The organism is Kosakonia sp. PSU_27 (assembly GCF_039409795.1).
Classification (GTDB): domain Bacteria; phylum Pseudomonadota; class Gammaproteobacteria; order Enterobacterales; family Enterobacteriaceae; genus Kosakonia.
Genome location: NZ_JBCIVK010000002.1, coordinates 1 through 19533 on the forward strand (window position 1 = coordinate 1; position 19533 = coordinate 19533).

Annotated in this window: 16 protein-coding genes and 1 pseudogene; 6 read left to right on the forward strand and 11 right to left on the reverse strand. The window is 53.4% G+C overall.

Annotated features, from left to right (window positions below; all coding sequences use genetic code 11):
* Window positions 1-153 precede the first annotated feature (153 nt).
* The gene (locus tag AAIG26_RS03760; RefSeq protein ID WP_020457143.1) at window positions 154-1746 is read right to left on the reverse strand and encodes an ABC-F family ATPase; all 1593 of its coding nucleotides are present in this window, start codon (window positions 1744-1746) and stop codon (window positions 154-156) included.
* 208 nt (window positions 1747-1954) lie between these two features.
* Here AAIG26_RS03760 and ldtB point away from each other — a divergent pair, with 208 nt between their 5' ends.
* Window positions 1955-2875: a L,D-transpeptidase gene (gene ldtB, locus AAIG26_RS03765; protein ID WP_017456038.1), complete on the forward strand. Its 921-nt coding sequence runs from the start codon at window positions 1955-1957 to the stop codon at window positions 2873-2875.
* A 46-nt stretch (window positions 2876-2921) separates the two neighbouring features.
* Here ldtB and AAIG26_RS03770 read toward each other — a convergent pair whose 3' ends face one another.
* The 9 genes from AAIG26_RS03770 to mntR all read right to left on the reverse strand — a co-directional run bounded on the left by AAIG26_RS03770 (window position 2922) and on the right by mntR (window position 13544).
* On the reverse strand, window positions 2922-3638 hold the full coding sequence (locus AAIG26_RS03770; protein WP_017456037.1) for a GntR family transcriptional regulator: 717 nt from the start codon (window positions 3636-3638) through the stop codon (window positions 2922-2924).
* A gap of 15 nt (window positions 3639-3653) precedes the next feature.
* On the reverse strand, window positions 3654-4973 hold the full coding sequence (locus AAIG26_RS03775; RefSeq protein WP_269231394.1) for a PTS transporter subunit EIIC: 1320 nt from the start codon (window positions 4971-4973) through the stop codon (window positions 3654-3656).
* Between the two features lie 24 nt (window positions 4974-4997).
* Window positions 4998-6374 (reverse strand): glycoside hydrolase family 1 protein, encoded by a 1377-nt coding sequence (locus tag AAIG26_RS03780; protein ID WP_097406876.1) that lies wholly within the window; start codon window positions 6372-6374, stop codon window positions 4998-5000.
* Between the two features lie 153 nt (window positions 6375-6527).
* Complete coding sequence (locus AAIG26_RS03785) at window positions 6528-7574, reverse strand: aldo/keto reductase (RefSeq protein ID WP_160270890.1); 1047 nt, start codon at window positions 7572-7574, stop codon at window positions 6528-6530.
* A gap of 101 nt (window positions 7575-7675) precedes the next feature.
* Window positions 7676-9199: an efflux transporter outer membrane subunit gene (locus AAIG26_RS03790; RefSeq protein ID WP_343180006.1), complete on the reverse strand. Its 1524-nt coding sequence runs from the start codon at window positions 9197-9199 to the stop codon at window positions 7676-7678.
* A gap of 1 nt (window position 9200) precedes the next feature.
* The gene (locus tag AAIG26_RS03795; RefSeq protein WP_343180007.1) at window positions 9201-10772 is read right to left on the reverse strand and encodes a DHA2 family efflux MFS transporter permease subunit; all 1572 of its coding nucleotides are present in this window, start codon (window positions 10770-10772) and stop codon (window positions 9201-9203) included.
* Entirely contained in the window at window positions 10769-11866 is a 1098-nt protein-coding gene (locus tag AAIG26_RS03800) for an HlyD family secretion protein (protein ID WP_343180008.1), read from the reverse strand. The genes AAIG26_RS03795 and AAIG26_RS03800 overlap by 4 nt, the downstream gene beginning before the upstream one ends.
* A 101-nt stretch (window positions 11867-11967) precedes the next feature.
* A complete protein-coding gene (locus AAIG26_RS03805) occupies window positions 11968-13077 on the reverse strand; it encodes an anion transporter (protein WP_045506455.1) in 1110 nt (369 codons plus the stop codon).
* The gene (mntR, locus tag AAIG26_RS03810) at window positions 13074-13544 is read right to left on the reverse strand and encodes a manganese-binding transcriptional regulator MntR (protein ID WP_020457134.1); all 471 of its coding nucleotides are present in this window, start codon (window positions 13542-13544) and stop codon (window positions 13074-13076) included. Before mntR ends, AAIG26_RS03805 begins: the two co-directional genes overlap by 4 nt.
* Before the next feature lie 188 nt (window positions 13545-13732).
* Here mntR and mntS point away from each other — a divergent pair, with 188 nt between their 5' ends.
* Together mntS and AAIG26_RS03820 are read left to right on the forward strand one after the other, a co-directional pair.
* Window positions 13733-13864: a manganase accumulation protein MntS gene (mntS, locus tag AAIG26_RS03815; protein WP_343180009.1), complete on the forward strand. Its 132-nt coding sequence runs from the start codon at window positions 13733-13735 to the stop codon at window positions 13862-13864.
* A 281-nt stretch (window positions 13865-14145) separates the two neighbouring features.
* Window positions 14146-15735: a phosphoethanolamine transferase gene (locus AAIG26_RS03820; RefSeq protein ID WP_343180010.1), complete on the forward strand. Its 1590-nt coding sequence runs from the start codon at window positions 14146-14148 to the stop codon at window positions 15733-15735.
* Window positions 15736-15803: 68 nt separating this feature from the next.
* Here the strand turns inward: AAIG26_RS03820 and ompX are convergent, their stop codons facing one another.
* Complete coding sequence (gene ompX, locus AAIG26_RS03825) at window positions 15804-16316, reverse strand: outer membrane protein OmpX (RefSeq protein WP_020457131.1); 513 nt, start codon at window positions 16314-16316, stop codon at window positions 15804-15806.
* 363 nt (window positions 16317-16679) lie between these two features.
* Between ompX and rhtA the strand changes: the two are divergent.
* The 3 genes and pseudogenes from rhtA to glnH all read left to right on the forward strand — a co-directional run bounded on the left by rhtA (window position 16680) and on the right by glnH (window position 19476).
* A pseudogene (gene rhtA, locus AAIG26_RS03830) lies at window positions 16680-17567 on the forward strand (threonine/homoserine exporter RhtA).
* A gap of 297 nt (window positions 17568-17864) precedes the next feature.
* Window positions 17865-18368 carry a DNA starvation/stationary phase protection protein Dps gene (gene dps, locus AAIG26_RS03835; protein WP_020457129.1) on the forward strand — a complete coding sequence of 168 codons (504 nt, stop codon included), beginning with the start codon at window positions 17865-17867 and terminating at the stop codon, window positions 18366-18368.
* A 361-nt stretch (window positions 18369-18729) separates the two neighbouring features.
* Window positions 18730-19476: a glutamine ABC transporter substrate-binding protein GlnH gene (glnH, locus tag AAIG26_RS03840; RefSeq protein ID WP_020457128.1), complete on the forward strand. Its 747-nt coding sequence runs from the start codon at window positions 18730-18732 to the stop codon at window positions 19474-19476.
* Window positions 19477-19533 lie beyond the last annotated feature (57 nt).

The following is a 19533-nucleotide window of genomic DNA, read 5'->3' on the forward strand; positions in this document are numbered from 1 at the left end:
CTGTGATGTGGGAAAGGACGGTAAAGTATTTACCTCAGTATTTCGCGCGACAGGAAGGCGGCCAACTTGAGTCTCCCCGCGAGCTTACACAAGTCAGTGACCGGGGGACGAAGTGCAGCCAACACACCTGTCGCGTGAAAGACGACGGTAAATTTATTCGATACCTTTACTGCGCAAATAATCCTCATAATTCCCGGAGAAATCCACCACGCGCTGCGGCGTAATCTCAATCACGCGGGTTGCCAGCGAACTAACAAACTCACGGTCGTGGGAAACGAAGATCAATGTGCCCTGATACATCTCCAGCGCCATGTTCAGCGATTCGATGGATTCCATATCCAGGTGGTTGGTCGGTTCGTCCATAACGAGGATGTTCGGTTTTTGCATCATCAGCTTGCCGAACAGCATGCGACCTTTTTCACCCCCGGAGAGCACTTTCGCCGGTTTCTTGATATCGTCCTGGCTGAACAGCAGACGACCGAGGATGCTGCGCACCGCTTGTTCGTCATCGCCTTCCTGTTTCCACTGGCTCATCCAGTCGAAGACGGTCAGATCGTTATCAAAGTCTTCGGCGTGATCCTGCGCGTAGTAACCGATTTGCGCGTTTTCAGACCACTTAACGGTACCATTATCGGGCTCAAGCTCGCCCACCAGCGTTTTCAGCATGGTGGATTTACCCACGCCGTTCGCACCCAGAATGGCGATTTTCTCACCCACTTCCAGCAGCAGATTGAAGTTTTTAAACAGCGGGCCTTCATCAAAACCTTTGCTAAGCGCTTCCACTTCCAGCGCGTTACGGAATAATTTCTTGTCCTGTTCGAAGCGGATAAACGGGTTCTGACGACTGGAGGCCTTAACCTCTTCCAGCTTAATTTTGTCGATCTGACGTGCGCGGGACGTCGCCTGGCGAGATTTAGAGGCGTTCGCGCTAAAGCGGCTGACGAACGATTGCAGATCGGCGATCTGCGCTTTTTTCTTAGCGTTATCCGCCAGCAGACGTTCACGCGCCTGCGTTGCCGCCGTCATGTATTCGTCGTAGTTGCCGGGGTAAACACGCAGCTCGCCGTAATCGAGATCCGCCATGTGCGTACAGACCATGTTAAGGAAGTGGCGGTCGTGCGAAATGATGATCATGGTGCTGTCGCGTTCGTTCAGCACCTGCTCCAGCCAGCGAATGGTGTCGATGTCCAGGTTGTTGGTCGGTTCATCGAGCAGCAGAATGTCCGGGTTGGCAAACAGCGCCTGCGCCAGTAACACACGCAGTTTCCAGCCGGGAGCGATTTCGCTCATCGGACCGTAATGCTGCTCAACCGGAATACCGACGCCGAGCAGCAGTTCGCCCGCACGCGCTTCCGCCGAGTAGCCGTCCATTTCGCCGTACTGCACTTCGAGGTCGGCCACTTTGTAGCCGTCCTCTTCGCTCATTTCCGCGAGGCCATAAATACGGTCGCGTTCCTGTTTCACTTCCCACAGTTCCGCATGGCCCATGATCACCGTGTCGAGCACGCTGAACTCTTCAAAGGCGAACTGATCCTGGCGCAGCTTACCGATGCGCTCATTCGGATCGAGAGAGACGTTACCCAGCGTCGGCTCTAAATCGCCGCCGAGGATTTTCATAAAGGTGGATTTACCACTCCCGTTAGCCCCGATCAGGCCGTAACGGTTGCCGCCGCCAAATTTGACGGAGATATTTTCGAACAGCGGCTTGCTGCCGAATTGCATGGTGACGTTGCTGGTGACTAACACAGAGGTATCCTGAAATATGTGACAAACACCCTATTATGCCACAATTCCGAATTAGATTCCTGCCTGGTGTCAGGCCACTAAACTGCAAGCAAAGGGAAAAAAGTGTGATTTCGTACACATCTGAATTCCCTGGACGGTGGAATGCACATATAATGCGCTTCCTGCATTCTCAACCCAACGGCCAGTGTGGCAATAAGTCTTGCATAAGATGAACATGAAATTAACAACCCTTTTAGCGGCGGCGTTTGCTGTCGTGGGATTTTGCAAAAGCGCGTCTGCTGTTACATATCCGCTGCCGACTGATGGCAGTCGTTTGATCGGTCAGAACCAGGTCGTCACTATTCCGGAAGGCAATAACCAGCCGCTGGAATATTTTGCGGCTGAATATCAAATGGGTCTGTCCAACATGCTGGAAGCAAACCCAGGCATTGATGCCTACCTGCCGAAAGGCGGCACTGTGATGAATGTTCCACAGCAGCTGATCCTGCCGGATACGGTTCACGAAGGGATCGTGATCAACAGTGCGGAAATGCGCCTCTACTACTATCCGAAAGGCACCAACACGGTGATCGTGCTGCCAATCGGTATCGGCCAGTTGGGTAAAGACACCCCGATTGCCTGGACCACCAAAGTAGAACGTAAAAAAGCCGGTCCGACCTGGACGCCGACGGCGAAAATGCACGCGGAATATGCAGCGATGGGTCAACCGCTGCCGCCGGTTGTACCGGCTGGCCCGGATAACCCGATGGGTCTGTACGCGCTCTATATCGGCCGCCTGTACGCCATTCACGGCACCAACGCTAACTTCGGCATCGGCCTGCGCGTGAGCCACGGCTGCGTGCGTCTGCGCAACGACGACATCAAATTCCTGTTCGAAAACGTGCCGGTCGGTACGCGCGTACAGTTTATTGATGAGCCGGTAAAAGCGACCACCGAGCCGGATGGCAGCCGCTACATCGAAGTTCACAACCCGCTGTCCACCACGGAAGCGCAGTTCACCGGTGGTGAGATTGTGCCGATTGCGCTGACCAAAGCGGTGCAGGCCGTGACCAACCAGTCTGATGTTGATTCAAACGTGGTTGATCAGGCAATTCAGAACCGTTCCGGTATGCCGGTTCGTCTGAACTGATTACGGTTGATAGCATAAAAAAGCGGAGCAATGGCTCCGCTTTTTTTTACCCGTGATTCACCACAATAATGCCACCGTGATCGTAACGGTAATGACAATGGGCATATTCCAGCGGCGTGCCATCCTCCAGATAAATCACCTGCTCCACTTCCAGCACCGGATCGGTCTCTTCGCAATTCAGATACTGTTTATCTTCCGCCCAGGGTTTTAAGGCGCGCACAATGCGGTATGAACCCATAATCTTCAGCGCCAGATCGTCCTGCACATAGCGAAACACGGAGCTTTCCAGATGCCCGCGGTTTAACCCCGGCACCAGGTTTACCGGCATCAGCGTAAACTCCAGCGACATCGGTTCACCTTCCAGCAACCGCAGGCGAATGAAGTCATACACCGGGTCATCCGGCCCCACCAGCAGCGAGGCCTGCTCCTTTTCCGTGGGGAAACGCAACTCGAAGCGGATGATTTTACTGGTCACTTCACCGACGTTTTCCCAGGTTTTGGTCGCGCCAAAATAGTCGCTACCGGGTAGATCCCAGCGCGACAGTTGCAGGAAATTCTTACGGATAAACGTGCCCTGGCCCTGACGGGTATAAACCAGCCCTTCAACAATTAGCTGGCGCATCGCCTGCTGAATGGTCATCCGGCTGGTGGCAAACTCCGCCGCCAGCGCGAACTGATCCGGCAATGGCGCGCTGGCGGCGTACTGCTGGCTGAGAATGCGCCGCTTAATTTCCCGCGCGATAGTGATGTATTTTGCCGCCATAGCCTTCCTTCGTTTTTAGTCTATCCCATTGTTTCTTAAGGCCACTCTCTCGGCTATTTTGAGGAAAGGCAGGTAGAAGAATACACCAAAGATGATGATTATCAACTGAACCACCACCGCCCGCCAGTCGCCTGCGGTGGCCAGCCAGGCGCTTAAAATGGGCGGCGTTGTCCACGGGATCATCACCACACAGCGCGAGATCCAACCGAGCGTAGTACAAAGCCAGGCAAACCAAATCCCCAGCGCCGGAAGCAGCACAAACGGGATCATCAGCGGCAGGTTAAAGACGATGGGCAGACCGAAAATCACCGGTTCATTAATATTGAATAATCCAGGCGAGATGGCGAGCCGCGCCACCTGTTTCGCCGACTGCTGCTTCGCGAAGATAAAGATGGCGATCAGCAGCGAAAGGGTGCTGCCGGTGCCGCCAATCATACCGAACGTGGGCACAAAAATACTGTTGATGATATGCGGGATTGGCTGCCCGTTGGCAAAGGCCAGCATGTTTTCGTTGGTGTTAATCAACAGCAGGGGTTCAAGGATCACGCCGTTGACCACAGTCTGGTGAATACCGAGCGTAAACAGAAAGTTACCAAAGCTATAGATAAACAGCGTGCCCGGTAAACTGGTATTAATCTGCCGCAACGGTTGCTGGATAAGCGTGGTGATAAGGTGAATCAAATCCGTGTGCAACAGGTTCGCCAGCAGCGCCGCAACAATGGCGAACAGCGAGAGGGTAATGATTGCCGGAATCAGCGAGGAGAAAGATTGCCCCACCGCCGAGGGCACATTCTCCCCGAGCGAAATAGCAAATTTCTTCACGCTGGCGACGCGGATAAACAGCTCCGTGGAGAGCAAACCAATAATTACCCCGGCGAAAATCCCCGTCGTGCCAATGTTGGTGAACGCCAGCATCTGCGTCACGCTTACCGTCGCTTTCCCGCCAACGGGCACCACATCCAGTTGCATTGGCATCATGATGATGAAACTGGAGATCGCAATGACCACCGCCGACACCGGGTTGTCAAAGTTCTTATTGCGCGCCAGCGACCAGGCGGTCATCGGCGCAATTAATAACGCGGCGATATTCAGCGTGCCGTTGATCACCGCCTCGCCCCAGACTTTAAAACGCGCCAGCGTTTCCCCTTCCAGCACCCAGGGGAAAACCACGTTATTAATCAATACCGCCAGCCCGGCGAGGATAAAAATCGGCATCACCGCCGCAAACGCGTCACGCAGCGATCGCAGATGCACCTGGTTTGCCAGCCGGGCGGAGAACTCGACAAATTTATCGACGAATGACTGCATTTTCGGCGTGATGTTGCTGTCAGACATTGCGGCTACCCTCTCAATCGTTACTTACATGTCGCGGCCGTTGCTGCGAATCAGCTGTTGCAGCCAGCGATAGCTCTTTTTCGGTACGCGTTTTAAATCTTTCAGGTCGTGGTTTTCGCGATTGACGTACACCACGCCGTAGCGCTTACGCATATCGCCCTGGGAACTGAGAATGTCGATCAAGCCCCAGCCGAGGTAGCCCAACACCTGTGCGCCGTCCTCAAAGATGGCGTCCTGCATCGCCTGGATATGGTCGCGGTGATAAGCAATGCGGTAATCGTCCTCAATCGGGTTAACGCCGTCCCACTCTTCAATCACGCCGATGCCGTTTTCAATCGGGAACACCGGCAAGCGCCAGTCGTTGTAATAGCGGGTAATAATGGCGCGAAAACCGAGTGGATCGATTTGCCAGCCCCATTCGGTCGCCTCAAGATACGGGTTCGCTTTATCGCCCTGTTGCAGGAAATAATTGACCGGGGTTCCTGGCGCAATGGCATCGCTGTCGAGGGTTTTGCTGGCGTAGTAACTAAACGCCATAAAGTCGTTTTTGACCCGCGCGATTTCCGCCAAATCCTCATCACGGTAGATATCGCGAAAACCTTCTCTTTCGACCACCGCCAGCACTTCCGGGCTGTACCCCTGCCCGGCATACACTCGCAGTAAGTTTTGATTGAGGAATTCGTCATATTGCGTGGCGCAAAATACATCGCGCGGTTTGCAGGTCGCCGGATAAACCAGCTGGTGCGCCAGCATGCCGCCCATTAATTTTCCGGGCTGGGTAGCGTGCAGATAATGGGTCAGCAGCACATGCGCCATCATCACATGGTGCTGAATCTGGTAAAGCTCACGCAGGGTTTTCTCACCTTGCAGATAGCCACCGACCTGAAACGCGCCAGGCATGTGGTAAATATTCTGCTCGTTAAACGTCAGCCAGTACTTCACCCGGCTGCCAAAGCAGTCGATCATCTTTTTGCCGTAGCGTACAAAAGCGTCCTGCACGCGCCGGTCGGCAAAACCGTTGTACTGCTCTGCCAACGCCAGCGGCATATCAAAGTGGTAGAGGCAGATCATCGGCTCAATGCCGCGCGCCAGCAGATCGTCGATAAAGCGGTCATAAAAGGCGATACCCTCGTCATTGAACTCGCCATCACCCTGCGGGCAAACGCGGCTCCAGGAAATCTGGAAACGGTAGCAGTTCATGCCCAGATCCTGCATCAGGTCGAAATCCTCCTGATAGCGGTGGTAGGAATCAGTGGCGACTTTCCAGTCGGAGGCAAATTCGCTGGCTTCGCGAATATCGTAGACCGACATCCCTTTTCCGCCCTCGTTCCACGCGCCTTCGGTCTGCATGCTGGATACGGAGTTACCCCATAAAAAGCCGTTCGGTAACGTTTTGCTCATCGCGCTTCTCCATGACTAGTCATTTTTAAGATATGACTAGTCATATAGATAACGGCGAAAAAATGGGCAAAAGGGACGATGCGATTTTGTGACGCTATTCGAAAGAAAAGAAAAACGCGACGGGGTGAGCGTCGCGTTTGAGAGGAAGGATAATTACTGTTGTTTTAGCTGGTTACGGCGGAATTCCCCCTGACGCTCAAACATCCAGCCGGGATATTCGCGCGGCAGTGCGCTCACTGCATCCAGTTGTTGCAGTTCGTCATCGCTCAGGTGGATCGCCGTTGCCGCAATGTTATCGTCCAGTTGTTCCGGGCGTTTCGCGCCAATAATCACGCTGCTGACTACCGGCTGATGCAGCAGCCAGGCCAGCGCGATTTGCGCCACGGAAACCCCTTTGCTGTCGGCGATGGTGCGCATAACGTCCACGCAATCAAAAGCGCGGTCTTTATTCACCGGCGGGAAATCAAACGCCAGGCGGCGTCCACCGGCTTGTGCCTGACCGTCGCGGCTATATTTACCGCTCAGCAAACCGCCCGCCAGCGGGCTCCAGACCATCAGCCCCACGCCTTCGCTCTGCATCATCGGCACCAGTTCACGTTCCAGATCGCGGCCGGCAATGGTGTAGTAAGCCTGAAGCGAGGCAAAGCGCGCCAGCCCAAGACGCTCAGAAATCCCCAGCGCTTTGGCGATTTGCCACGCCGCCCAGTTAGAGACGCCGATATAGCGCACATGCCCGTGCTGAACGAGGTTATCCAGCGCGTAAAGCGTCTCCTCGATGGGTGTAGCCGGATCAAAGCCATGTAACTGGTAGAGATCAATATGATCCAGTTGCATACGCTTGAGGCTCTCTTTCACGCTATTCATGATGTGATAGCGCGAACTGCCGCGCGAGTTCACCCCGGCGGTGCCGGTTTCGCCAAACACTTTGGTCGCGACGATAACGTTTTCACGCGGCACTTTCAGGTTTTTCAGTGCCTGGCCGGTGATCTCCTCCGAACGCCCGTCGGAATAGACGTTCGCGGTATCGATAAAGTTAATGCCGGCATCGAGCGCGCTGCCAACCAGCTGCTCGGCTTGCGCCTGTTGCAACTGGCCGATTTTGCTCCACATGCTCTCGCTGTCGTCACCGCCAAACGTCATGGTGCCGAGGCACAGTTCAGAAACAAACAGTCCGGTATTACCCAGTTTTTTGTAGCGCATGATGGCGTCTCCTCATCTGTTTAGTTGACGCAGACAGTTATACGCAATCCTCTGCGGCGGCGAATGTGAGGATCCTGCCTGTTTCTTGCCCAATTCTCTGATTATCCGCGTGGCGCTTCACCAAACACTTTGTAATCAGGGAGTTGCACATTCTGATACGGTTCCCAGCCGCCGCCGAGCGCTTTATACAACGCCACCAGATCGAGGCTGCTTTGTACTCGCGCCTGCTCGCGCTGCTGGCTGGCCTGCGCCAGCTGACGCTGAGCATCCAGCACATCGATAAAACTGGCGATCCCCTGACGGTAGCTGTCGGTGGCAAGCGAGAAAGCGTTTTGCAGCGCACTGAGCGTTTTATCCAGTCCCGCTTCACGCTGCTGATCGGCGCGGTAACTGACCAGCGCATTTTCCACATCACCCAGCGCACTGAGCACCGTCTGCCGATAGTTCAGCACCGCCGCGCCCTGCTCAGCACGTGCCAGCTTGACGCTGGACACCAGCCGCCCCCCCTGGAAAATGGGAATCGAAATCTGCGGGCCGAAGCTATAAAAATGGCTGCTCCAGTCGGTCAGCCAGTTGGTTTCGCTGTTGCGCAGACCAAACTGGCCGCTCAATGACAAGCTGGGGAACAACTGCGCAACCGAAACGCCAATCTGTGCCGTCGCCGCATGCAGGCTGGCTTCCGCTTCGCGAACGTCCGGCCGACGGCGCGCCAGCGTCGACGGAATTCCGGTGGGCACAATGTCCGGCAGCGCGGGTAACGGCTGCGCATTACGCAATTCGTTGTCCAGCGCACCAGGCGGTTTACCGAGCAGGATCGCTAACGCGTTCATCGCCTGGCGCTCCTGCGCTTCATATTGCGGGAGTTGCGATTCCAGGTTGCCAACCTGGGCGCGGGCATTTTCCACATCCAGTTGCGGTGAAAGGCCGCCTTTTTGCCGGTTTTCGGTCAGCGTAAATGTCTGCTGCGCGCTGTCGATTTGTGTTTTCAGCGTACTAATGATGTTCTGCGCACCGCGCAGTTGCAGCCACGCGCGCGCCACTTCGGCTTCCAGCGACACCAGCGCATCGTTACGTTGTTCAATTGCCTGTTGTTGCTGCGCGGACGCCGCTTCTACCTGGCGTCGCACTTTACCCCACAGATCCAGTTCCCACTGGGCATCAAAACTGCCCTGATAGAGATTTACCGGTTGGGTAAGCGCGCCAAGCGCCCCGCTGATCGCCGGGTCAGCATCCTGCAACTGGCCCTCCACGTTATGGGATTTCAGCTCACCTTCAATACCCAGTTGCTGGCGAGTCGCTTTCAGAGACCCGTTAACCGCTGGCAGAAACGCGCCACCCGCCTGGTTAATCTGCTCGCGCGCACCGGCAATGCGCAGGACGGTTTGCTGGAGCGAAAGATTATCTTTAATCGCCCGCTCAATCAGGCTGTTCAACTGCGGCGACTGGAAGGTTGTCCACCAGCGCGGATTCACCGCCTGCGAAGAGGCCTGCGATTTAACCGCTTTGTCACCCGGATCGTTCCAGCGCGCAAGCGTTTGCGGTTTGGGCGCCTGGTAATCCGGCCCGACAGCACAACCGGCAAGCCACAGCGACAACAGGGTTACGGGAAAACGACACCACGTCATATTAATGTGCTCCTGCGCTGCCTTCGCTTTTAATCGGCGAAAGCAATAAACAAAAAGGAATCAGCAATAACGCCACCAAACTTAGGATGGTGAACACGTCGATATAGGCGAGAAAACGCGACTGGGCGATCATCGCTTTGTACATCTGCCCGGTAGCGCTGGTCAGCGGATCGCCGACCAGGCTGGTGAAGTTATGGATCGCCTCCGCGGATTCACGTAAAGCCTGCTGAAATTGCTCATTAAAGGGAGAGGTATGCTCTGATAAGTGCGACATATGCGCCTGCGAGCGCTCGGTGATCGCCGCCGTCGAGAGCGAAATACCAACCGATCCCGCCACGTTACGGAACATGGTAAACAGCGCTGCCGCATCGGCATTAAGCTGGCGCGGGATCGAGATAAAGGCGATGGTCGTCAACGGGACGAACAGGAAACCCAGCCCAATCGACTGGGCGCTGCGAAACAGCATCAGCGTTTCAAAGTCGATATCCGGCGCCAGCGTACGCGACCACCAGAATGAGGCGGCCAGGCAGAAAAAGCCGAAGGCGATTATCCAGCGCGTCTGCACCACCGGCATCAATTTCAGCACCAGCGGAATGGTCAGCACAATCAACACTGCGCCGGGCGACAGCACCAGCCCGGACCACGTGGCGGTGTAGCCCAGATCCTGCTGCGCCAGTTGCGGGATCACCACCGAGCTGCCATAGAGGATCATCGCCATGCCGGCCATCAGCAAGCTGGAAACCGTAAAGTTCTTGTCCGCCATGCAGCGCAAGTCGACCACCGGCTTTTTGGCATACAGCAGCCAGTAAATAGCCCCGACAATACCAATTGCGGTGAGAACGGCGAAAATACGGGTGAAATCGGAGTTGAACCAGTCTTCATCTTCACCGCGATCGAGCATCACCTGCAGACAACCCAGCCCCAGCGCAATCAGGCCAATGCCCGGCCAGTCGATGGACAATTTCTGCTTCGATTTGCGCTCCCAGGGCGGATCTTCCAGCAGCTGGTAAATCGCCAGAACCGTGATAATGCCCACCGGAATATTGATAAAAAAGACCCAGCGCCAGGAGTAGTTATCGGTTATCCAGCCGCCCAGCGTTGGCCCCAGCACCGGGGCGACAATAATGGCGATAGACGACAAACCAAATGCTTTGCCGCGATCTTCCGGCTTGAAGTAATCCAGCAACACCGATTGCTGCGTGGGTTGCAAACCGCCGCCAAAAAAGCCCTGCAAAATACGAAACAGGATGATTTGCCACAGTTCGGTGGCAATTCCGCACAGAAACGAACAGACGGTAAACATCACAATGCAGATCAGGAAAAACTGCTTGCGTCCAAAGGTGCGGCTGAGAAAAGCGGAGATCGGCAGGACGATCCCGTTCGCCACCAGGTAGCTGGTCAGCACCCATGTTGATTCGTCATAACTGGCGGAGAGCGACCCGGCGACATGCGGCAGTGCCACGTTAACAATCGTGGTATCGAGGATCTCCATAAACACCGCGAGGGTGACGACCCACGCCACCGCCCACGGGTTACTGGCGGGTTTCCAGTTCTCGTGGCTGTGATCCGTCATTCCAGCGTCACCTTCGGTTCAACGGAAAGGCCTAACGGCAACGGTTTGTTGGGATCCAGGCCTTTATCGATGACGATTTTCACCGGCACGCGCTGAACGATTTTGACAAAGTTGCCGGTCGCATTTTCTGAAGGGAAAGCGGCGAACTTCGACCCGCTGCCCTGCTGGATGCTATCGATATGCCCTTCCAGCTCCAGATCCGGCCACGCATCCACTTTGACGCTGACTTTATTCCCCGGGCGCATCCGCTCCAGCTGCGACTCTTTAAAGTTCGCCACCACCCACACATCCGGTGAGACCAGGGAAAACAACGCGGTGCCCGCCTGCACTAATGTACCGTTTTGCACATTGCGTTTGGTGATAAAGCCATCGAACGGGGCACGAACCTCCGTCCAGGATAAATTCAGATTCGCGGTTTCCAGCTGCGCTTTTGCCTGCGCCACTTGCTGCTGGCGCGCTTCGACATTGGTTTCCTGCTGGCGGATTTGCAACTGCACCTGGTCGGCAACTTCCAGCTGTGCCTGCGCGCTGGCAAGTTGTGCCTGCGCGCTACGCAACTGGGCATTGGCGCTATCAATATTTTGTTGTGTGGTGGCGCGAGGATCGACACCACGCTGACGGCGATAAGCGGCTTCGGCATTCGCCAGGTCTGCTTTTGCTTTCAGCACCTGTGCGCGCGCTTCGTCACGCTGAGCGGGATACTGCACTTTTGATAAGTCCAGTTGCGCCTGCGCCTGGTGAAGCTGTGCGATTGCCAGCCCCAGTTGCGCTTGCGCCTGATCGCGTTGCGCGGTGGCATCGCGCGGGTCAATCGTGACCAGCAAATCCCCTTTCTTGACGCGCTGGTTATCTTTCACCCGCAACTCGGTGACGTAACCGGCCACTTTCGGCGCGATCGTCACCGCGTCGCCATCGGTAAAGGCGTCGTCTGTGGTCTCTTCATTACGGGTTAAAAACCACCACACCAGCGCAACGATCAGCATCACGCCGACAACAATGGCGAGGATAATCAGTGGCTTCTTTCCGGGGCGTTTACGTGGGTTTTGGTTGTTATCGTCCTGAACATCGTCAGGATGCGTTGTGTTTTCTGCCATAGTTTCGCAACAGTCCTGTCAGGTAACGGCGCCAGGGATGCGCCGTTAACTAAAGTTAGGCGGTTGCTATACATTTGCCAGGATAAACTGACAAATCAGCACTATCTGAATAAGAGTAATCCGTATCCCACCAGCGCCGCCCACAGCAGCATCGGCATGGAATAAAGATGGAAGCGCCACCAGATGCGGCGATCGTTTGCCATGCGCAGCGCGATAAGATTGGCCAGCGAACCGGGCAGCAAACCAAAGCCGCCAACATTTACCGCCCAGGCCAGCAGCGTATCCGGCGGTACATAATTGAGCAGCAAAATGGTCGCGGGCACATTACTGATAAATTGCGACAGACCAATGGCCGTCAACCACAACCCTGGAGGTGACAACTGGCTGGCACTGTTCAGCACCGCGTGCAGCGCAGGCAACTGAATAAGCAGGTGGACATCAATAAACATGGCGATAAACACCAGCAGCAGCGTCCAGTCCACACTCAGCACTACCCGCCGCGCCAGTAGCAAGAACCCGATGGCGACAATTGCCAGCCCCCACAGCTCCTGTTTCAACTCCAGCGCGGTAATAAAGATTAAGTAGAAGCCGAGGCAGCTCCACACCAGACGGGGTTGCCAGTCCGGCGTTTGCACGCCGCTATGGTAGTTAAGCGCCTTTTTCGGAAAACAGAACCAGCACAACACCAAGAGCGTAACCATCATTGCCAGCGCCAGCGGCGCCATCTGCCAGATGAACGCCGGGAAAGAGAGGCCAGAGCGTCCCCAGATAAGAATGTTTTGTGGGTTTCCGATAGGCGTTAATAACGACCCGGCATTTACCGCCAGCGCTTCAAAAATGATCAGCCGGTTAACCGGGATTTCGCACAGTTTCTTCAGCGTGATGGTCAGCGGTACCACAATAAACAGCGCCACATCATTGGTGAGAAAGGTGGAGAGGAGCGCTGCAGCCAGCACCATAAACATCGCCAGCCGACGCTGATGATGAAAACGACGCACCATACGCCGCCCAATCACATCAAAATAACCGCTCAGCTCAACCCCTTTGGTCAACAGCATCAGGCCGCTGAGGGTAATAATGGTGTGCCAGTCGATCGCTCCAGGCCAGTTTTTCGGCGCAAATGGGGCAAAAAAGCACAATGCAAAACCAATAAGCAGTAACAGATGCAGGAAACGGTCGCGCGCCAGGGCGCGGAAGAACGGCATACTCATTCAGGAGGTTGCTCATGTTGCAGGGTGAAGCGACGGAAACACTCCAGCGTTTCCTCGCTGACGTGATGTTCCATACCTTCGGCGTCGCGTCGCGCGATTTCAGGACTGACACCCAGTACCAATAAGAAGCTTTCCACAATTTGGTGACGCTCGCGGCTCTCCTGCGCCAGCCTCTCACCTTCCGCAGTCAAAAAAACGCCGCGCCAGGGAATCTGTTCAATCAAGCCCACCGTTGCCAGTCTTTTTAACATTTTCGCAACCGTCGGTTGAGAAACGCCAAGGCGGGCGGCCATATCCACCTGGCGGGCTTCGCCTACTTCGCGGATCAAATCCGAAATCAGTTCAACATAGTCATCAATCAGTTCGCGACGATGTGCTTCGCGCACCTGACGAAAGCCTTCAACGTGCTCTTCTACATTTACCAGCGTCACTTTTTTTATTGTTTGCTTACCTGCGCGACGGTTCATTGTGCTTCCTCTGAAGGTGTGACACCTGTGCAGCATCATATAAGAGAAGCGCCATTGTAAACCATCCGTGAATCAGCACAAAAAATTAACGTCTTAGCCATAGCTATAGAACATAGCCTGTGCTATATCTGTATGTAATGCGTTCACCCTTCATGGAACGAAGGGCATGAAAATGGCAGGAGGTAACGATGAATGAGTTCAAGAGGTGTATGCGCGTGTTTAGTCACTCTCCCTTTAAAGTCCGTTTAATGCTGCTGAATATGTTGTCCGATATCATTACCGGCAAACCTCAGAAGGACTCCGACAAACCTTCTCACTAATGCGGCGTCGCGGTACGCCGCTTCATTTTTCTGTCACAATTCCCCGTCATACTGGCCAATTCGTCTAAAAATCAGCGTATTTTTGCTGGATTTGCAATCATTCTCTCAAAACAACCGCTTAGCCCCTGTTGACCTTCGACGCGCCTCGCTCTATCTTTGCGCTGCCCTGCACAAATTGCGGCTCGCAGATGCGGACCCCCTCCCCTCTTCACACGCACTGTCCGGCAGGTTTTGACCCTTAACGCCAGGGTGAGCACATGGCGTTTTCATGACAGTAATCTATGAGCTTAATCCTTAAAGAATCCGTTGCCTTTCGCAGCCAGACGCTCAACCCGTGGACGGGTTTCTACTTTTTACAATCGATGTTGATTAACTTCGCTCTGGGTTATGAATTTAGCGTGATGTATGCGGTTCTTTTAACCTGCGCGCTACTGATCCTCTGGCGTCATGCGCCTCGCGCGCAGAAAACCGTTATCGGGATTATCTCGCTGGTTGCCGCCTGTTATTTCCCCTTTGGTCGGGCATATGGCGCACCAAACTTCAACACGCTGCTGGCGCTGCTGTCGACCAATATGGAAGAGTCGACGGAAATTCTGACTATCTTCCCGTGGTATCACTACGCTATCGGCGTATTCATTTTTGCGCTGGGTGTTATTTCGCTGCGCCGCCGGATAATCGTGCGATCCACGCCGTGGCTGAAATGGGACACGCTGGGCACGATTGTGTGCATCGCGTCTTATTTTATTGGCCCGGTGCAAAACCATTTCAAAGGTTACGAATTCAGGATCATTGATACCGGTGTTCCGGTGCTGCGTTTCGTACGCGATGTGGCGTTCAACTACTATGTTGTTAAAGAAGAACAGAAAAATATGGCCGCGCTCGCCAGTGTGAAAGACACCTGGACTGTGCTGGCGGTAAAACCGAAATACCACACTTACGTGGTGGTGATTGGCGAAAGCGCACGTCGCGACGCGCTGGGCGCCTTTGGCGGCCACTGGAATAACACTCCGTTTGCCAGCCAGGTGAACGGCACGCTGTTTACGGATTACATTTCCGCGAGCGGTTCAACACAAAAATCCCTTGGTCTGACGTTAAACCGCGTGGTGGATGACAAACCGCAGTATCAGGATAATTTTGTCACGCTGGCGAACCGTGCCGGTTTCCAGACGTGGTGGTTTTCTAATCAGGGGCAAATTGGCGAATACGACACCGCCATCGCCAGTATCGCTAAGCGTGCCGATGAAGTGCAGTTTTTGAAACGTGGTGACTTCGAAGCAGATAAAAACACCCGCGACGAGGATCTGTTAAAACTGACCAATCAGGTCCTGAGCACAAAACGCACCCAGCCGCAGCTGATTGTGCTGCATTTGATGGGCTCGCACCCGCAGGCCTGCGATCGCACCGGCGGCAAGTACAATGAGTTTGTGCAGTCAAAAGAGACCTCCTGCTACCTCTATTCCATCACGCAGACCGATGATTTCCTGGGGAAAATGTATTCGCAACTGGTTAATACCGGCGAAAGTTTTTCGATGGTTTACTTCTCGGATCACGGACTGGCGATTAAAGAACGCGGAAAAGAAGTGCAGTACCTGGCGCACGCCGATACTTTTCAGCAGGACTTCCAGGTGCCATTTATGGTGCTTTCCAGCGACGATACCAAACATCGGGTAATTAAAGCGCGCCGTTCAGCGAACGACTTTTTGAGTTTCTTTTCGCAGTGGACGGGGATCAGCGCAGAGCAGATTAAAAACCCTTACCATTTTATGTCCGAGCAAAAAGCCGGGCCAGCGTACATTACCAACTTTAAGTTACAGAAAGTTGACTATAACCATCTCGGCACTGATCTCTTCGATACGCGCAGTAAGCGGTAATTTCTGAAGTAAATTGCAGATAAAAAAAATCCGCCCAGTGGGCGGATTTTTTATTATCGCCGAAGCGATTAGAAGCGGTAACCAACGCCGGCAATCCAGGTGCCAACGTCTACGTTACGAATGCGGCTCTGCTCGTAGGAGAAGTCCAGAGCAACGTTTTCCATCGGGTTGAACTGCAGACCAGCACCGTAAGAGAAACCGTAGTCGCTGGTATCAGACACTTTAGCGGTGTCTACAGTCTGCTGGAATTTACCGTAACCTACACCCACAACACCGTAGATGCTCGCCCAGTCGTTGATGCGGTAAGCCGGACCTGCGGTGATGCCATAGTATTGCGCTTTGTTATAAACGCTGCTTTCGGTGCGATCTTTTTCAGTGTAAGTAAAGGAACCAATAACACCCAGCGGGTTGTTGTCCTGCTCGTAGCGATATTTCAGGTTGAAACCGTTAGTTTTGTTAGCAATACCCTGAGCGTCGCTCTGAGCGTAACCGCCAGTTACGGTTGAAGTAGCTGCTACTGCGGAACCTGCAGAAACCGCCAGAAGTGCGGCCAGTGCTGAAAGACATGCAATTTTTTTCATAATCCACCTCAAATGTGCTTCAAGTAAATCCTACGTCCTACGCATTTAAATATATCAAAATTAGTTAAGAAACTCTTTGCGGGAATTGGGGTCTAAAGCGCCATTTGATGTAACAGAAAGTTTCCGTTACTGACCAACCCTTTCAAAAAAAAGCACTTTTCCCGCACAACGCACCATTATGCTGCGTATTTAATGGCACATTCATCCAGATAATTCTTAAATGGATAGGTTAATTAACCATCAGAGGGGAGCTATTCTACGGATTTTTCAGTTACTTTTTTTCAACAAACGCTCAACCAGCCGGGGGTAATTCAAGTAGACTGCCTCTTTTACTTTATTTGACAGAAATTGACGGGAGAAAGGATGCCTGCGCAGTCTCGTAAATTACCGGTTTGGTTGCCGGTGCTCATATTGCTTGTGGCGATGATGTCCATTCAGGGAGGCGCGTCGCTGGCGAAATCACTCTTCCCGCTGGTTGGCGCACCGGGCGTCACCGCGCTGCGTCTCGCACTTGGCACGATTATTTTGGTCGTGGTGTTTAAGCCATGGCGTTTACGTTTTACCCGTGAACAACGTCTGCCGCTGCTGTTTTATGGCCTGTCGCTCGGCGCCATGAACTATATGTTCTATTTATCAATCCAGACGATACCGCTCGGCGTTGCGGTGGCGCTGGAATTTACCGGCCCGCTGGCGGTGGCGCTTTTTGCCTCACGCCGCCCGGTGGATTTCATCTGGGTGATCCTCGCGGTACTTGGCCTCTGGTATCTGCTGCCACTGGGCGAAAATGTGTCACATGTTGACCTTACTGGCGCGGCGTTCGCCCTTGGTGCCGGCGCTTGTTGGGCAATCTATATTCTTTCCGGTCAGCGCGCCGGGGAAGAGCATGGCCCGGCGACAGTGGCGCTGGGTTCATTAATTGCGGCGGTGATTTTTGTGCCGCTTGGCGCATTCTAGGCAGGTGAAGTGCTGTGGCACTGGTCTGTTCTGCCGCTGGGGATCGCCGTGGCGATTTTATCCACCGCCCTGCCTTACTCGCTGGAAATGATCGCCCTGACGCGCTTACCGACTCGCACATTCGGCACATTGATGAGTATGGAACCGGCGATGGCGGCAATTTCCGGCATGATTTTCCTCGGTGAAACGCTAACATTCCAGCAAGCGCTGGCGCTGGCGGCGATTATTATTGCGTCGATGGGCTCGACACTCACGCTGCGTCGGGAAGCGACAGTCAAAAAAATTGATATCGGCTAAATAACTATTATTTGGCATGAGATCCTTCTTATGCCAAATATCTAACCCCGCCGCAGACATTATTTCTTACTTTTCCCTGCATCCTGTATTAAATAGAATCATTCGCATTTTAAAAATAATAAGTTATTAGAATTATCTTACATTTCATTTGATTAGTTGCGTCATCCTGAAATCCTTTCCTATATTTTATATTCGCTATCGAACTGATAGGTACAGCCAAGACTGTCAGCGAAAATCTGGTGCTATACTTAGTTTCGGTAATTTCCTGGGACACAAACATCAAGAGGATATGAGATTATGAGTACCGCTAAACTGGTTAAAACGAAAGCGTCTAATCTGCTTTATACCCGCAACGATGTATCGGATAGCGATAAAAAAGCGACCATCGAGCTGCTGAATCGCCAGGTGATCCAGTTCATTGACCTGTCTCTGATCACTAAACAGGCCCACTGGAATATGCGCGGTGCTAACTTCATTGCCGTACATGAAATGCTGGATGGCTTCCGTACTGCGCTGGTAACCCACCTTGATACCATGGCAGAACGCGCCGTACAGCTGGGCGGTGTCGCACTGGGCACCACACAGGTGATTAACAGCAAAACCGCGCTGAAAAGCTACCCGCTGGATATCCATAGTGTGCAGGATCACCTCAAAGAACTGGCCGATCGTTACGCGGTAGTTGCCAACGATGTGCGTAACGCCATTGGCGAAGCGAAAGACGAAGATACCGCTGATATCTTCACCGCCGCTTCCCGCGACCTGGATAAATTCTTGTGGTTCATCGAATCGAACATTGAGTAAAACATAAGCTTTGCCTATACGCCCTGCGCCTCACGCGCAGGGTTTTGCACTATTACAGTGCGCATTATTTTCCCTTTACGCCCACAAAGTTATCACTTCGTAATTATCCCATCACAAAATTGTTAATAACTGATTGTTTTCACCCCACGATCTGCGCTAAAAAAAAGCAAAACAGGCCACGCCGCCAGAATGCACCAAAACAGTGACTCAAAATGGTGCACACGGCTATTCTTGCTACACTTATTGTGCAACCGGGTAAAGGTTCGCCTTTACAAAACAATAGGTTGTAAACCTGGCATGATTTTTTCATACTGCGTTCATTCTCGCAGGGGTTCGTTCCCCGGATACAAAAGGAAAAACTATGAAGTCTGTATTGAAATTTTCCCTGGCTGCACTCGCTCTCGCTTTTGCCGTCTCTTCTCAGGCTGCTGATAAAAAACTGGTTGTCGCCACCGACACTGCGTTCGTTCCTTTCGAATTCAAACAAGGTAACCAATATGTTGGTTTCGACGTGGATCTGTGGGCAGCGATCGCCAAAGAACTGAAACTGGATTACGAACTGAAACCGATGGACTTCAGCGGCATCATTCCTGCGCTGCAAACCAAAAACATCGATCTGGCGCTGGCGGGTATCACCATTACGGAAGAACGTAAAAAAGCCATCGATTTCTCTGACGGCTACTACAAAAGCGGCCTGCTGGTGATGGTGAAAGCCAACAACAACGACGTGAAAAGCGTGAAAGACCTCGATGGTAAAGTGCTGGCAGTGAAGAGCGGCACCGGTTCCGTTGACTACGCGAAAGCGAACATCAAGACCAAAGACCTGCGTCAGTTCCCGAACATCGATAACGCGTATATGGAACTGGGCACTGGCCGCGCTGACGCTGTACTGCACGACACGCCGAACATCCTGTACTTCATCAAAACTGCTGGCAACGGTCAGTTCAAAGCTGTCGGCGACTCTCTGGAAGCGCAGCAGTACGGTATTGCTTTCCCGAAAGGCAGTGATGAACTGCGCGAGAAAGTGAACGGTGCGCTGAAAACGTTGCACGACAACGGCACCTACAACGAAATCTACAAAAAATGGTTCGGCACCGAACCTAAATAATTATTAAAAAATAAAGTGTTACACCTCGGAGGCGGCTTTCGCCTCCGATGCTTTTTG

Bases quoted from the DNA above. Each gene is read 5' to 3' on its own strand.
- AAIG26_RS03795 (WP_343180007.1), bottom strand. From the start codon at position 10,772: ATGACGGATCACAGCCACGAGAACTGGAAACCCGCCAGTAACCCGTGG.
- mntS (WP_343180009.1), top strand. From the start codon at position 13,733: ATGAATGAGTTCAAGAGGTGTATGCGCGTGTTTAGTCACTCTCCCTTT.
- ldtB (WP_017456038.1), top strand. From the start codon at position 1,955: ATGAACATGAAATTAACAACCCTTTTAGCGGCGGCGTTTGCTGTCGTG.
- dps (WP_020457129.1), top strand. From the start codon at position 17,865: ATGAGTACCGCTAAACTGGTTAAAACGAAAGCGTCTAATCTGCTTTAT.
- AAIG26_RS03805 (WP_045506455.1), bottom strand. From the start codon at position 13,077: ATGAGTATGCCGTTCTTCCGCGCCCTGGCGCGCGACCGTTTCCTGCAT.
- AAIG26_RS03820 (WP_343180010.1), top strand. From the start codon at position 14,146: ATGAGCTTAATCCTTAAAGAATCCGTTGCCTTTCGCAGCCAGACGCTC.
- AAIG26_RS03790 (WP_343180006.1), bottom strand. From the start codon at position 9,199: ATGACGTGGTGTCGTTTTCCCGTAACCCTGTTGTCGCTGTGGCTTGCC.
- glnH (WP_020457128.1), top strand. From the start codon at position 18,730: ATGAAGTCTGTATTGAAATTTTCCCTGGCTGCACTCGCTCTCGCTTTT.
- AAIG26_RS03785 (WP_160270890.1), bottom strand. From the start codon at position 7,574: ATGCGCTACAAAAAACTGGGTAATACCGGACTGTTTGTTTCTGAACTG.
- AAIG26_RS03780 (WP_097406876.1), bottom strand. From the start codon at position 6,374: ATGAGCAAAACGTTACCGAACGGCTTTTTATGGGGTAACTCCGTATCC.
- mntR (WP_020457134.1), bottom strand. From the start codon at position 13,544: ATGAACCGTCGCGCAGGTAAGCAAACAATAAAAAAAGTGACGCTGGTA.
- AAIG26_RS03775 (WP_269231394.1), bottom strand. From the start codon at position 4,973: ATGTCTGACAGCAACATCACGCCGAAAATGCAGTCATTCGTCGATAAA.
- ompX (WP_020457131.1), bottom strand. From the start codon at position 16,316: ATGAAAAAAATTGCATGTCTTTCAGCACTGGCCGCACTTCTGGCGGTT.
- AAIG26_RS03770 (WP_017456037.1), bottom strand. From the start codon at position 3,638: ATGGCGGCAAAATACATCACTATCGCGCGGGAAATTAAGCGGCGCATT.
- AAIG26_RS03800 (WP_343180008.1), bottom strand. From the start codon at position 11,866: ATGGCAGAAAACACAACGCATCCTGACGATGTTCAGGACGATAACAAC.